The 13,582-nt window shown below is 32.8% G+C and carries 15 protein-coding genes and 1 pseudogene; 6 read left to right on the top strand and 10 right to left on the bottom strand.

Translation table 11 applies throughout. The annotated features are described in order from the left end of the window. Positions 1-177 precede the first annotated feature (177 nt). A pseudogene (locus JSQ73_RS06890) lies at positions 178-2,444 on the top strand (hypothetical protein). On the opposite strand, the gene JSQ73_RS00815 reads toward JSQ73_RS06890, so the two are convergent. The 7 genes from JSQ73_RS00815 to JSQ73_RS00785 all read right to left on the bottom strand — a co-directional run bounded on the left by JSQ73_RS00815 (position 2,431) and on the right by JSQ73_RS00785 (position 6,891). After that, positions 2,431-3,021, bottom strand: coding sequence for a Maf family nucleotide pyrophosphatase (locus JSQ73_RS00815; RefSeq protein ID WP_214249363.1), 591 nt, complete (start codon positions 3,019-3,021; stop codon positions 2,431-2,433). The pseudogene JSQ73_RS06890 and the gene JSQ73_RS00815 sit on opposite strands and share 14 nt — an antisense overlap. Next, complete coding sequence (infA, locus tag JSQ73_RS00810) at positions 3,018-3,254, bottom strand: translation initiation factor IF-1 (protein ID WP_214249362.1); 237 nt, start codon at positions 3,252-3,254, stop codon at positions 3,018-3,020. The genes JSQ73_RS00815 and infA overlap by 4 nt, the downstream gene beginning before the upstream one ends. 71 nt (positions 3,255-3,325) lie before the next feature. Further along, positions 3,326-3,682 carry a hypothetical protein gene (locus JSQ73_RS00805; RefSeq protein WP_234301788.1) on the bottom strand — a complete coding sequence of 119 codons (357 nt, stop codon included), beginning with the start codon at positions 3,680-3,682 and terminating at the stop codon, positions 3,326-3,328. A gap of 147 nt (positions 3,683-3,829) precedes the next feature. After that, complete coding sequence (locus JSQ73_RS00800) at positions 3,830-4,168, bottom strand: hypothetical protein (RefSeq protein ID WP_234301787.1); 339 nt, start codon at positions 4,166-4,168, stop codon at positions 3,830-3,832. Positions 4,169-4,240: 72 nt separating this feature from the next. Beyond that, entirely contained in the window at positions 4,241-4,579 is a 339-nt protein-coding gene (locus JSQ73_RS00795; protein WP_234301786.1) for a hypothetical protein, read from the bottom strand. Continuing rightward, positions 4,580-5,455, bottom strand: coding sequence for a hypothetical protein (locus tag JSQ73_RS00790; RefSeq protein ID WP_234301785.1), 876 nt, complete (start codon positions 5,453-5,455; stop codon positions 4,580-4,582). A 158-nt stretch (positions 5,456-5,613) separates the two neighbouring features. After that, the gene (locus tag JSQ73_RS00785) at positions 5,614-6,891 is read right to left on the bottom strand and encodes an adenylosuccinate synthase (RefSeq protein WP_214249361.1); all 1,278 of its coding nucleotides are present in this window, start codon (positions 6,889-6,891) and stop codon (positions 5,614-5,616) included. A gap of 179 nt (positions 6,892-7,070) precedes the next feature. Here JSQ73_RS00785 and JSQ73_RS00780 point away from each other — a divergent pair, with 179 nt between their 5' ends. Next, a complete protein-coding gene (locus tag JSQ73_RS00780; protein ID WP_214249360.1) occupies positions 7,071-8,594 on the top strand; it encodes a hypothetical protein in 1,524 nt (507 codons plus the stop codon). Positions 8,595-8,941: 347 nt separating this feature from the next. Here JSQ73_RS00780 and argB read toward each other — a convergent pair whose 3' ends face one another. Further along, positions 8,942-9,850: an acetylglutamate kinase gene (gene argB / locus JSQ73_RS00775; protein ID WP_214249371.1), complete on the bottom strand. Its 909-nt coding sequence runs from the start codon at positions 9,848-9,850 to the stop codon at positions 8,942-8,944. A gap of 4 nt (positions 9,851-9,854) precedes the next feature. Continuing rightward, positions 9,855-10,451: a ribosome biogenesis GTP-binding protein YihA/YsxC gene (gene yihA, locus JSQ73_RS00770; RefSeq protein ID WP_410543644.1), complete on the bottom strand. Its 597-nt coding sequence runs from the start codon at positions 10,449-10,451 to the stop codon at positions 9,855-9,857. A gap of 110 nt (positions 10,452-10,561) precedes the next feature. Here yihA and prfA point away from each other — a divergent pair, with 110 nt between their 5' ends. The 4 genes from prfA (at position 10,562) to JSQ73_RS00750 (ending at position 12,538) form a co-directional block, all read left to right on the top strand. Next, positions 10,562-11,653 (top strand): peptide chain release factor 1, encoded by a 1,092-nt coding sequence (gene prfA, locus JSQ73_RS00765; RefSeq protein WP_214249358.1) that lies wholly within the window; start codon positions 10,562-10,564, stop codon positions 11,651-11,653. A 118-nt stretch (positions 11,654-11,771) separates the two neighbouring features. Beyond that, positions 11,772-12,047 carry a hypothetical protein gene (locus tag JSQ73_RS00760; RefSeq protein ID WP_234301784.1) on the top strand — a complete coding sequence of 92 codons (276 nt, stop codon included), beginning with the start codon at positions 11,772-11,774 and terminating at the stop codon, positions 12,045-12,047. Next, positions 12,040-12,216: a hypothetical protein gene (locus tag JSQ73_RS00755; RefSeq protein ID WP_234301783.1), complete on the top strand. Its 177-nt coding sequence runs from the start codon at positions 12,040-12,042 to the stop codon at positions 12,214-12,216. The genes JSQ73_RS00760 and JSQ73_RS00755 overlap by 8 nt, the downstream gene beginning before the upstream one ends. A 136-nt stretch (positions 12,217-12,352) precedes the next feature. Further along, positions 12,353-12,538 carry a hypothetical protein gene (locus JSQ73_RS00750; protein ID WP_214249357.1) on the top strand — a complete coding sequence of 62 codons (186 nt, stop codon included), beginning with the start codon at positions 12,353-12,355 and terminating at the stop codon, positions 12,536-12,538. 40 nt (positions 12,539-12,578) lie between these two features. Here JSQ73_RS00750 and JSQ73_RS00745 read toward each other — a convergent pair whose 3' ends face one another. After that, entirely contained in the window at positions 12,579-13,508 is a 930-nt protein-coding gene (locus JSQ73_RS00745; protein WP_214249356.1) for an AEC family transporter, read from the bottom strand. Between the last annotated feature and the right edge of the window lie 74 nt (positions 13,509-13,582).

Here is a 13,582-nt window from a genome sequence, read left to right as displayed (position 1 = left end):
AGTCTAGAAAAATCTAGATTCCAGACTGGAATGACAACTTAAATTGCTTGATGTGAACATAAAATAGCTCATGTCATCACGTTAGCAATACAACTTCTTTAATAAAAATTAAATCAATTACCGTAATAATTGTACTAGCTAAGGCTAAAAGGCAGAGGGTTATTAGTGAGGGAAAATATGAATACTCAAAGCACACAACAATATCATGAATTCATTCGAAGATTTTTTACTTTATTCGATGAAATAAAAAAGGAAGACGACCCAATTTATAATTCCAGAGTTGGTTTTAATGCAGTAAAGTTTCTAATAAAGCACCCCATCTGGAATTTGGAGACAGATGAAGACAAAAATAAAGCTTATGAAGTTATTCTTCCAGAGCAGAACAAGATAAAGAAAGCCGAACAAAAGCTTGAAAATGAAGTTAAAGCAAGGTTAAAAGAGTATGTTGATGATATTGCAGGAGTTTCAATATATGGCATCACGCAAGTATTACACTGGGAGATGACAAAAAAGAGTTTAAAATCAGCGAGTTTTTAAATAGTGACTTTTGTCAGAAGAAAGGAATTTCGGGATTTTCAACGCTGCATAGTGATGGAAAGAGCGGAATGCACGGTTTTGTTGCCGAAGAAGGAGAGAAAAGAATAAGGCATTATGTTGTAACCGATGGTTCATATGAAATGACTTTGAATTGGCATGACAAAAATGGAAAAAAATGTACTATCAAAATCAAGATTGATAAAGATGGTGTAGATCTCACTGAACGTAATGGTGTTACTGAGGAATAATTAAAAGCAAACACAGATGTAAAAATAGGTGGCTTATTCCTATATCAAATACAATTCAAGGAGAAAGGACAAGAACAAGAGAATCAACAATCATCTGAAACTTTCATAGAAAGTGATATTAGTAAAGGTGTTGGCGTTCAAGCTACTCAAGATCAAGAAGTTGAGTTTAAGCATGCAACGACTAGCACTACAAATTCTAATAACGCATCTGCTAAAAAGATTCCACCGTCACTGCCACCTAGAGCTAGTTCATTACCTAATAATCAGAAAAAAGATGAGTATCAGCCAATACGGATTAATAGTAGAAATAACTACAATTCTCCATATTCTGATGCTTCTTCAAGCAGTACTATTTTCACCAAGTCTGTAATCTATAATCAAGATAATACACAAGAGGATGAGCGGTATGACAATCCTACATTTGCTACATTTGGACATGCTGTACCTGGAAGACGAAAATCAGATGAAAGTGAGCAAATATCTAATAATCGGCAAAAAGGTGCAATTTTTGATCCTACAACTACTGAAAGCGCTGCAACAGTACAAGACGTTGCATTCAAAAAAGTTAAAGATGCATTTAAGTATGAAAACGCTAAAGAATCACGCAATACTGGAAATAAGCAACCACTAAATGATGTAGCTTCGATTCTTGCATGGAAAGCAAAAAATGAGTTATTACGTAGTGAAAGTGAGTATGATGAAGAATTTTCTGACTTCGAGGATGGTTGGAGCGATAACGAAGATGAGTATATAACGCTTTCAAATCCTCAATCAGATTATAAACCAGAAAAAGATTATCTTAGCACTAAGGAAAACGAAGAAAGAGGAAACGATAAACAAAAAGAAATCGAAGATAAATTACAAGAAAATGAATCTCTAGAATACAGCTCAACAGACATAAAAACAAACGATTCGGGCTATTCATCTCCAACTCACTCTAATCATGAAAAATCTCGAGTAAATTCTGGACAGTTAAAAGCGAGCCTAATGAATGTTGAACAAAGAGATGATACCCTACTTACGGAATTTACCAGTAAGTTGGATAAAGAAACTCAGAAATTCCTGCTAAAATCAGTAAATCAAAAGAAAATGAGTGGGCAAACAAAAGAACATTTATTAGCAGCTGGATTGCTAAAAGACAATGCAGCGGAGAAAGAAATAAACGACTCAGGTTACTCATCTCCAACTTACACTAGCCACTATAATTTTCAGGTCAATTCTGAGCAATTAGAGAAGAGATTAGAAACCATTGAACCAAAAGATACATTGGAAAAATTGAATAAAGGATTGAGAGAACCTTCACACCAGGCTACTAAAGATTTATTCTCAGAAAGTATGTTGAAAGAAATAAAAGAAGGTAAAAAATATGACCCTGTACGTAAGTTATTAGAAAGAAAAGTGGCAGAACAAGAAGCAGAACAAGAAAATGATAATACTAATCTGACTATAGACAAAAATAGCGAACTATATAAATTGCTAGAAAAAGATGCAGCACAACTGAAAGCTGAAATAGTAGAAGAGGAAAGAAAAGATACTTTAACAGAACGCAATGATAGTCCTGATCGCGATAGAATTGCATTAGCAAATAGAAATAGAATCTGGGATAAACTTATTGCTGAAGAAAAACAAAAAAAGGACAATGGTATTAGTATAGGTTAAAGTAATTACTTAGCAGGCAATGGGTTTCATGTAATGGTAACCCTATTACAGAAGAGTATGAGCCACGTAAAAATAATACAAACATTCCTGCAAGACCTTGTATGTTGCACCCCCCTGCCCTGTTTTTCCACTCTTCTGATGCTAAATAATATTTAATTTCTTGTTCGCTGAGACGCTTAAATTTCACTATTGTAACTACAGTCCTAATATGCTGTTTAGATTGATCAGGAGTTAATAAACACACACTGGTGTATACTCTATGCCTTCTTCCTGATAACAAGCGAACGCATTTTTCTGCTTGCTTAACGTTTTCAGCTTTGAGCAGTATCCTTCTACCACAAGCAACAACTGTATCAACACCAAGCACAAAGTAATTTGGATTTGCACTTTGTATTTTCTCGGCTTTACTTTTTGCCATACGGATTGAGTAATCTTTTGGCAGCTCTTTCTTCAAGGGCGATTCATCTGTATCTGCTGGCAAAACCAAACCTGGCTTAATATTTATTTGTTTTAGTAAGGCTACTCGCCTTTCTGATGATGAAGCAAGAATAAGATTATCTAGAGATTGTTCTATCACTTGAGCCTTTTTATTATCCTACCCTTTCTTGCATTCCTATCATAAATACTCATCTCAACTAACACTTTATCGCCTATAATGATACGTATTTTACTTCTTCTCACTCTTCCTGATACATGACAGATAATCTCATGTTCATTGTCCAGCTTCACTCTAAATTCTGCTGCAGGTAGTAAAGCAGTTACTGCCCCTTCCACTTCAAAAAGTGTTTTTGATTTGTCTTCTTTTATCATTATCGTATTATAATTTAATAATCTTTTTCAGTCTACTATAGATTTTAAATTATTATCAATACAGGAGATTTTTATACTCTACTTGAGTATTGCTCTTGCAACTTAACTCCAATCATCTCCTTAACAATGCAAGAGGAAAGCGAGTTACCTACGCTTCTACTCTCTGCTACCTTCTTAATAGAACTTATGTTAGAAGATAAATCATTATCACAATTTTCCTCATCGCTATCAAGTCCACTATCAAAACTTGAAGATCTGGATAACTCTGTCTTCTTTTGTGAGGCACTATCAGGTTCACTAAAAACGTTTCCTGCTAGAGTATAAAATTGATGATTGAAGCTTCTTTGTTCAATAGAACTCATGTTAGAAGATAAATCATTATCACTACCATATCCGCCATCAGAGCTTAAAGATCTGAGTAACGTCATCTTTTCTTCCAGTGGAACACAAGACTCATTATTAGTCTCATTAAAAATATTTCTTGTTGGAGTATAAAATTGATTATTGAGGCTTCTTTGTTCATCAGCATGAATTTTTTCTCCCAGTCCATCAGCTATTTCTACAACTTTATCATCTCATTCATTCTCACACTCTAGCTTGCTTCTTAACTCTTCAACTTCCCATGCTAGTTTGCATATCCCTTGTTCATAAGATTCTAGTTGTGCTTTAAGCTCATCTTTCAACTCTTGCACTTGAAATTTTAAATTGCTTATATACTGCTCCTTTTTCTTCATTATGTGTGCTGCTTCTTTTAATTTGTCTTCTAACTCCTTCTTTTCTGTATTAACACCTTTTAGCTTACCCTCTAGCTTTCCTTTTGCTTCACATACATTTTTAAGTTCTTGTGCTTTCTCTTGTAACTCTGCTAACACACTTGCTAACTTTTCATCTTTTTGTGCCAGTTCAGTTTGCAATTCCGTGTTTTTTCGCTCTTCTTTTCCAAAACTGTTTTGTAAATCAGTTATTTGTTGTGAAGCAATTTCTGGTTAAGTTTCAGTGTGCTGTAAATTGTCTTCCAATGCATTGCTATTAATAGAAGGAGAAGAAGGAAGGCTATTATCAGCATCAACTTTATGATCTAACTTCCCCTCTGGTTCCTTACCTTGATAAGCCACCATAGATTCATTGTAAAGATTAATAGGAGTAGCCCTATCCTCTTCTAGTGATTCTATTACAGCATCATATAAGGAGAGACCTTGAATATATAATTCATCGTTTTGCTTTATTAATTCTAGAATCTCCTTCGATGAAATAAAATCTTCACCATTAAATTTTAGTATTTCAGTTATGCCATCGCTACTCACATTCATAATCATGGTACACATTCATGATCCATCTTTTGCAGCCCAAGTGCTTGTCATTTCATAATATGCACCTTCTTTAAATTCATAATATCTTTTCTTATCTTTTTTATGAGCGTGTATTTCATGTTTTTTATTGCAATAGATATTCAGTTCTTTAATATCTTTCTCTTGCTGTAAAACGTCACTAATCTTTGTTGGCTCACTATTTTCGTAATGAGTAAGGTTAATATTCAAAACTTTATTATTATTGTCAATTTCTTCACAGTAAACTTGAAAGTCCTCTTTCCATTTTCCAAAATACCTACTTGCAACTTCTTTTCCTTCCTTTACTAACTCTATGTATTTACCTATATTTTTCTCAAAGTCCTCATTAACAGGCTTTTCTCTTTCTTTTACTGCTTCATCCACATACATTCGCTTAAAATCATTATCATCTATTAGATTACTAAAACGCCAATTACCATAAGCTTTTTGTATATCAGTAAAGTCCATTTTTTCTCTCAAAAGCGCTAATAAGCTTATCTTATCTCTCAAATTTTCTAACTCACAATCGAGAAAATCATCGAAACTGCATAACTTTTTATACAGTTCTCTATCTTCTATAATTGAGCGAAGAAATTTCATTATAGTAAGGTTCTTAATGGAAGGCTCATTTTTTTCTGCATCATTAATATAGCTTTTGAGAAATTGAAATATACCAAGCCCATCACTATCTTGGATAAACTTCTCTCTATCATTAACACAATTGTTGCCCTGTGATGAACATAATCTATTATGCAATTTTTGCAAGTCATGTATTGACTTAACTACATATTCTGCAACTGACAATTCTCTCAGCTGATCACTTGTTTTTTCCGCTTTTACTACTTTGTCTCCCTTAGTCAAACCTGCAATCATAATACGCCTCCTTTAACTATGTTTATATTATAACAATCAACATGTATTTAAGAAAAATCACACTGCTCACTGTACGTTTACGCTGCTACTTTGCATAATAGATTGCTTGAAGTCACACAAGTATCGTTTTTTATTGGATAAAAGTTAACAAGACGTTTTCATAGATTTTTAATCTCAATAACATCCTCTCTTTTTGGACTGGTTGAAATTAGATGAATTGGTACACCTATTAATTCTTCTATTTTTCTCACATATTTCATCAAATTTGCAGGTAATTCCTTAACTGACCTTTTGCCTTGAGTTTTCTCTTTCCAACCAGGAAATTCTTCATATATTGGCTCTAATTCTTTTTGTATTGAATGTGATGCGGGTAAATAATCATACATTTTTCCGCCATACTTATAACCAGTGCCTATTTTAATAGTATCAAAAGAATCAAGAATATCTAATTTGGTTAATACAATGCTTGAAACTCCAGAGAGTTGTACGGCCTGGCGCACTAAAACTGCGTCAAACCATCCGCAGCGCCTTCTTCTATTGCTTACTGTTCCAAGTTCCTTACCTATAGAAAATAAGCTGTCTCCAATCTCATTATTTTGTTCAGTAGGAAATGGACCATTACCCACTCTTGTTGTATACGCTTTTGCTACACCAATAATGTGAGCATTGTAGGATAATCCTGAGCCTGTTATCGCTTGCGATGCTACGGTATTACTTGAAGTAACAAAAGGGTAAGTTCCGTGGTCGATATCTAAAAATGCGCCTTGAGCGCCTTCAAATATTATTTTCTTACCTTCTTTCATAAAATCATTTAGTATCTTCCACACAGGTTTTTTATATAAAAGAATTTTTTCTGAAATCTCTTGAATTTCCTTTAATATTTCTTCTTTTTTAACTAATTGGTAGTTAAGTCCTTTTCTGATAGCATTATGGTAACTCAGGAGAGCATCCACTCTTTGATTGAGCTCATCTGTGTTTTCTAAGTCACAAAGGCGTATAGCTCTCCTGCCAACTTTATCTTCATAACATGGCCCTATCCCTTTGTTTGTTGTACCAATTTTGTGATTTCCGTTTAAATCTTCAAATAGCTTTTCCTTGTCCTTATGTACGCTAAGTATTAATGGACAGCTCTCGGATACCATCAAGTTGTTATAGTTTACGTCCACTCCTTTAACTTTCAATGACTCTATTTCTGAGACTAAAGCATGTGAATCAAGAGCAACACCGTTTCCTATAATAGATATTTTGTCCGCTCTCAAAACAGCAGAGGGCAGTAAATTTAATTTATAAACCTCATCATCTATTACTATAGTGTGCCCTGCATTATTTCCTCCCTGAAATCTCACAACTACATCTGCATTCTCAGAAAGATAATCTACTATTTTACCCTTGCCTTCGTCACCCCATTGCAGACCAACAATTATAATATTATTCATCACTATTTTCTAGATTAATAAGTAAATATTAATGCAGCATGCTACAAATGAAAAGAGAAATCTACGCCTTTCCTATATCCCTAAAATAAAGAAATAGACTATCGACTTTTTTATATATTATAAAATTATTCATCATTATATGGTACAACTTACAGCATATTTATAGTAAGGTGTTAATTATGAAAGAGGCAAAGAAGAGTCCGGTAGTTAGATTAAAGGCCACAGCTAAAGAATTCAATTTTAGTAAATTAAGAGCAGATCAAGAAAATAAATTAGCGAATTCCGGTGAAACAATGTTCTTAGATTTTCAAAGGATGAATTTTATTATTAACGGAAAAGAAATAGATAAAAATTTTATCATTGCATTTAAGGAAGGAGCTAAAGATTATAGAAATGAGATTTTTAACCGTGATAATTTTGATAATCTATCCGAAGAAGGTAAAGCTTTTATGGAACCAGTACTTAAGGAGCTTGATCAAGATAGACTATCTGAAGTTTGGGAAAATCATTGTAATAGCCCTACAGTTGCTGATGAGAAAAAAACTGATGAATATAGAAAGGAATTTGAGAGATTTTATAACACAGGGAGAAGCTCTTATCATCTATTCTCCAAAAAAGATTACCGTGCATTAGCAAAGGAAATTTTCAAGGAAATGTTTAGATACGCTGAAGCAGAAATACCAAGTGATGCTATTTTAGAAGAGTTAGTCACCAATTGTAATCAAGCAGGGTATGGGGCTGGTATATTAAATGAATCTCATGCCGCACTCAGTAGTTGTAATTTAACTCCACAAAGTCCTAAAAAAGTGCTAAACATTTACTGCACTGACCACAACCGCATAAAAGTGACGTCTGATATGGCAATACCTATAACCACGATTGACAATCCGGAAGAGAAAATATGTGACCTATCCAGCTCATTAGAATTTACACTTGAGTCTCAATATGGTGAAGACCTTGTAAAATATGGAGATGGTAAATTATCACTTACTATTCCTGAAGAGTTGAAAAACTATAAAGACAATGGCAAGACCTTGTTTGACACTATTAAAGAATATTTTCAGAAATTCTGTGCAAAATTAGGATTTAAACCTGAGGCAAAAATACAAATAGAGCATAGCTTAGGTACTCAAATCAAAGTAAACAACTATTTAGATGGTACAATATCTACTACAGGATCGGATGCAAATGAAAAATTTACCAATCTTTTAAAGAAAAATCTCAGAGAGAGGTTATTGGGATCAGGAGTTGCTCTAGGAGGTGAAGATGTTGATGATATTATTGAAGTCAGAGTATCTGCAGTTATGGATCTACTGCGTGATTATACTAAATTGGAAGATAATAAAGAAAACAGAGAGTTATTAATAAGTGAAGTAGTAGATAATTTAGGGCTTTCCACTCAAGATAAAACAGCATCAGAAGTATTGATGAAATTAAACTCTTTACCTTCTTCGATAAAAGGTCAGGTTAATCATAATCAAGTGCAGTTTGTTGTAAATATTTTTACCAATTTAATTGTTGAAGGAAAAAGCGAAGTATACAAAGAAAAAAATGCAATTGATGCAATTCATCAGAAGATAGATAAGGTAATTGTTGAGCAAGAAAAAAGAGCAACCAACAAACAAGATATAGAAAATGATAAATGGACAGATAAAATAAAAAAACAGAGATTATCTATGGAATCACATGGGCATTTGCATTAAAGATACTGTGTACAGAGGCGTAGTATGCTCAATTTTCGCCTTTCATTTAAAGCACTCAAATTAACCAAACACACTCAATCCAAAGCGTTTGTAGATTCGATATCTTGAATAACTTGACGCAGAGAGAATTGTATACCTTAGTCAACTTTTCTAGCGGTATCCATAAGGTAAATCATTATTTGAGTGTTACACCCAAGCCCTCTTTATTTTCCTCTGGTTTCATTATGTATACGAAACTATTATGCTTGCAAGAAAAAAAAAACTAAAAAACTGGAAAAGAGAATAGGAATTTGACATAAGCTATTCCCAAATTTTCAATGTTCATATGGTTATAAGCAGTACAGCTATTAATCATCCATTATTGATATACCTGAATTATTCTCAGTAAATAAATCAAGTATAATGTTAGGTACTCTACCATCAACTATGTGAACAACCCCTGCACATTCTTCTACCATTTTAGTATATGACATAAGCCTTTCAACAAATTTTTCTCCTTTAATTTTTCCACAATCAATCGATTCTTTTAAATTTTTAATCAAGACTCTTCTATTGCCAACTTTGTTTATTTCTTCATCTGTATCACTCAAGATTATCATTTTAGATGCGTAAACTGCAAGTGCAATTGCACTTGCAGTGCTATCAGTATCAATATGATATGTTTCTCCATTTTTTCCATAACCGATAGGTGCAATAACTGGTATAGAATCTGATTCTTCAATAAAGAATAATATATCAGGATTGATTTCAGTTGGTCTACCGATAAATCCCATGTCTAGTATTTTTTCAATATTATTTAATCTATTTTCCCTAAGCGTAGTGCTTATCTTTTCAGCTTTTATGAGGTTGCCATCTTTTCCACATAGTCCAATAGCTGAACCACCAGCAGAATTTATATGCTGAACAATTTTTTTATTAATTGAACCACACAGTGCCATTTCAATGATTTTCATAGTGCTTTTGTCTGTAAGTCTGACACCATTTATAAACTTATCATTCATACCTAGCATTTTTAACACTAAGTTAATTTCATATTCTCCGTCATGAACTACCACCGGATTTATACCAAGCTGTTTCAACAGAACAACATTATGCGCAAAAGCACTAAGCAGCGCTTCATCTGAGATTATTACACTGCTGCATTTGATGATAAAAGTTTCGCCTACAAATTTAGGTATGTTAGACAGAACTTCAAATAATATTTCTGTTTTTTCCTTCAATGGCATCTTACCATTTAAAGATTCATCACTTTTCATTTTTTTATCTTGTAAATTTGAAAAACTCATCTCTTACCTTGATGATTTTATGCTTAACACGAATGCTTATTTGATGAATTGATATATGTTCATTATTAACCCACTTTTGAGTATTTTCTAGAATAGCATCTAGACTTTCCTGATTCACTTTATCTATTTTTGTTAGCACAATATTAAAGTTAATATTATTATATATTAACCAATAAATAAAGTCTTTGTCTATTTCTTTTAATCCTACCTTGCTATCTATAAGCACAAACACTCTTTTTAGATTTCTCCTGTGAATTAGATAGTACTCAATAAGGTTTAAGTATTGTACTGCTTCTTCCTTGCTTGCACAAGAATAGCCATAACCCGGTAGGTCGACAATCCTAAACTTATCATTGTACATAGAGTAAAAATTTATTTGTCTAGTGCATCCAGGTTTAGAAGAAACTCTTGCAGCTTTTTTGCTGTTTATCAGCAAGTTGATTAAACTTGATTTTCCTACGTTTGATCTACCAGCAAATGCAATCTCTGGAGCCGACTCATCTGGTAATGATTTTTTGTCTGAAGCTCCAAATATGAAGCTGCAGATTGATGTTATCTGTTTTGCCATTATACTTAGGTAGAAATATTCGAGACAATTATAGTGTTATTGCTTGATATAAGAAATTTTTTATTTCAGTATATATTACTTACTTAAACAGCTGAAAACTAGACCTGTACTATATGGATATAGAGAATAATTTACAAGACTTTAAAAAAAAGTTTTCTGATGTAGAGAGAAATCTGGAAAACCCTACAAATTTGAGTCAAAAAGAATTCGTTAGTTTTTCAAAAGAATACTCTGAACTCAGACCAATTATCGAGATAATCGATGAATATAATATATTAAAAGAGGAAATTTCAGATTTAGAAGAAATCATGAAAGATGAGAACAGCGATGGTGATATAAAAGAGTTAGCAAAAGAAGAACTTCTTGAGAAGCAAAAGATACTATTACCGAAAGTAAAAGCAAAACTAAAGTTGGCATTATTACCCAAAGATGAAGATGATTCAAGAAATGCAATATTAGAAATTAGAGCAGGCACAGGCGGAGAAGAAGCAGCATTATTTGCAGCGATGTTATTTCGTATGTATCAAAAATATGCAGAAAGAAGAAATTGGAAGTTTGAGCCAATAAGTATTTCTAATACAGGTATAGGTGGCTATAAGGAAGCTTCAGCACTCATTAATGGAACAGAAGTTTTTGCAAGACTGAAATTTGAGTCAGGGGTGCACAGAGTACAAAGAGTGCCAGAAACTGAATCCTCAGGAAGATTACACACTTCCGCAGCTACTGTTGCAATATTACCTGAAGTAGAAGAGGTTGACTTTGAAATAGAAGAAAAAGATTTACGCATAGATGTTTATAGATCCAGTGGTCCTGGAGGGCAATCAGTGAATACAACTGACAGCGCAGTAAGGGTCACCCACTTGCCAACAGGGATAGTTGTAATACAGCAAGATGAAAAGTCGCAGCACAAAAATAAGGCTAAAGCGCTCAAAGTGTTGAGAGCAAGGCTATACGAAATTGAAAGACAAAAAAAAGAAATGGAAAGATCAACAATGAGGAAAAGCCAAATTGGTTCTGGAGATCGCTCTGAACGTATAAGAACTTATAACTTTCCACAATCAAGAATAACAGATCATAGAATTAATCTCACTTCACATCGACTAGAACAGATTATAAAAGAAGGTGAACTAGATGAATTTATTGAGGCATTGATTTCACGAAATGAAGCAGAAAGGTTGACTGGAGGGGGTAATGTTACTTTTTGATGGAAATTTGAAATAAAGCATAGGTATCAGGTTAAAAAGAAGTAAAGTTAGTTGTTCATAAAGTTGACAATTATTTAAATTTATGCTGTAATTAGCAGCTCTATAACTTACAGAAACTATGGAGGTTGACTTTAATCAATATGTTAATAGTAACACCTTAGAATTAAATAATCTATATGTATATATGGAGAAGCTAGTAAACTTTTTACAGAAAAAGCAAAATATTACAAGCTTGACTTTATCTAATTGTTATATTGATGCTCAGTGCGGAGAAGTTTTAAATGAAGCATTAGAGAATATTAATCTTCCAAATATTACTGAGTGTAAATTAACTTCTAGCATTATTGGCGTAGAAGGCTCAATAGCAATCACTAAATTGTTAAAGAATGGGTAACTTTCCAAATCTTGTTAAACTTGATTTAATTTCTAATGATATTGATATTGAAAGTGGAATAATATTAATGAGTGCGCTAAGGGGTGGTAGTTTTTCAAATATTAAAGAATTTAATTTACTTTATGACAACATTTGCAACGAAGGCATAGCAGAATTACGTGAATCATAGAACAACAATATGCTTCCAAATCTTATTAAGTTTAATTTTCCCTTTAGTATTACTAATGATAACAAAGATATGGAAATGTCAAGCGAATACCTATTCGGTTAATAGCATCATATAGAAAAAGGCAAGTTACATTTATTTGTTGCTGCTCATAGAACATCCAAATTCAACTATAGACCTGCTAAAAGGTGTAGAAAATCTTACTGCTATTGAAATTATTGCGAAAATTCCATCAATTGATAACTTCCTATTCTGTGTAAAAAATAAGAAAGGAGAGGAAAAAAGGATTAGTTTCTTTTATGATTATCCAAGAAGTCTAGTCTAAATTCAAGTTTTGTGAATAGGCCTAGCGCTTAAACTTTTGATCAAAAAGGGACAAGTTTAGTAAAAAATAATGATATTATAAGTGGAACATAAAATAGTCCCACTGCAGTACTAATTAGGAGCAATAAAGTAGCTTTATCTGGTTGGTAATTTAAAATATTAGCAAGTATTATACTGGACCCAGAAATCGGAATAATAGCCAGTAACATCAGTGCTTTATAGATGCTTTCATCGTATATACCTGTAACATGCTTGTCTAGCAAGACAATCCCCCAAACAAATAACGGCCAGAATATGTACTTTGCTACAATAGTGGTCAAGGCAAGCTTCCAATCTACTTTAAAATTTGTAATTTGTGCAATACTTACTCCAAGCAGCACCATTCCTAATGTGATAAATGTACTTCTGATATTTATCATAACATCTGTCAAAAAAGTGGGTATTTGTATATCATATATACTTAAAAAGAAACCTAGAATCATTGCATATAATGAGGGAAGTTTGAGTAACTTTAATACGCATTCTTTTGCAGTATAGATACCATTTGCAGCTATATAAAATCCCAAGCTATTTTCAAATAGTGCCATTCCTATGTAACAGACAACATACACAGATACTGAATCTTCATCAAATAAAGCAATGGCAATCGGTAGACCAAAATAACCCATACTTGTGCTGCCTGAGCTAAACGCTAATATGTTTCTCGTGTTGTCCTTAAATAAAAAAGAAGAAAGATAATACACTGATAAAGACATAGTACTACCTATAAACCATATCAAAATCGGCAGAGAAATTACTTTTAAATTAACTTCTGTATTAGATACTCCATATAAAATCACTATTGGATTAGCTATATAAAAGAGTATTTGAGATATAGTATTTCTATCAATTTTAAGATATCTTCCTGCTAAGTAACCAATAAGTATTGTAATGTAAATAGGTAATATTTTGAGGAAAAGAGTAAAGAACATACTAGCCTATTGTGATATCTTTGCTGATAAAGTGATATTAGATTTTAAGATATTGTAAAAGTAAGTAAAATTTA

The sequence above is a fragment of the Wolbachia endosymbiont of Anopheles demeilloni genome (assembly GCF_018491735.2).
Lineage (GTDB): Bacteria > Pseudomonadota > Alphaproteobacteria > Rickettsiales > Anaplasmataceae > Wolbachia.
The sequence above is the reverse complement of the archived record's forward strand: the minus strand, read 5'-3'. Positions and strand labels throughout refer to the sequence as shown.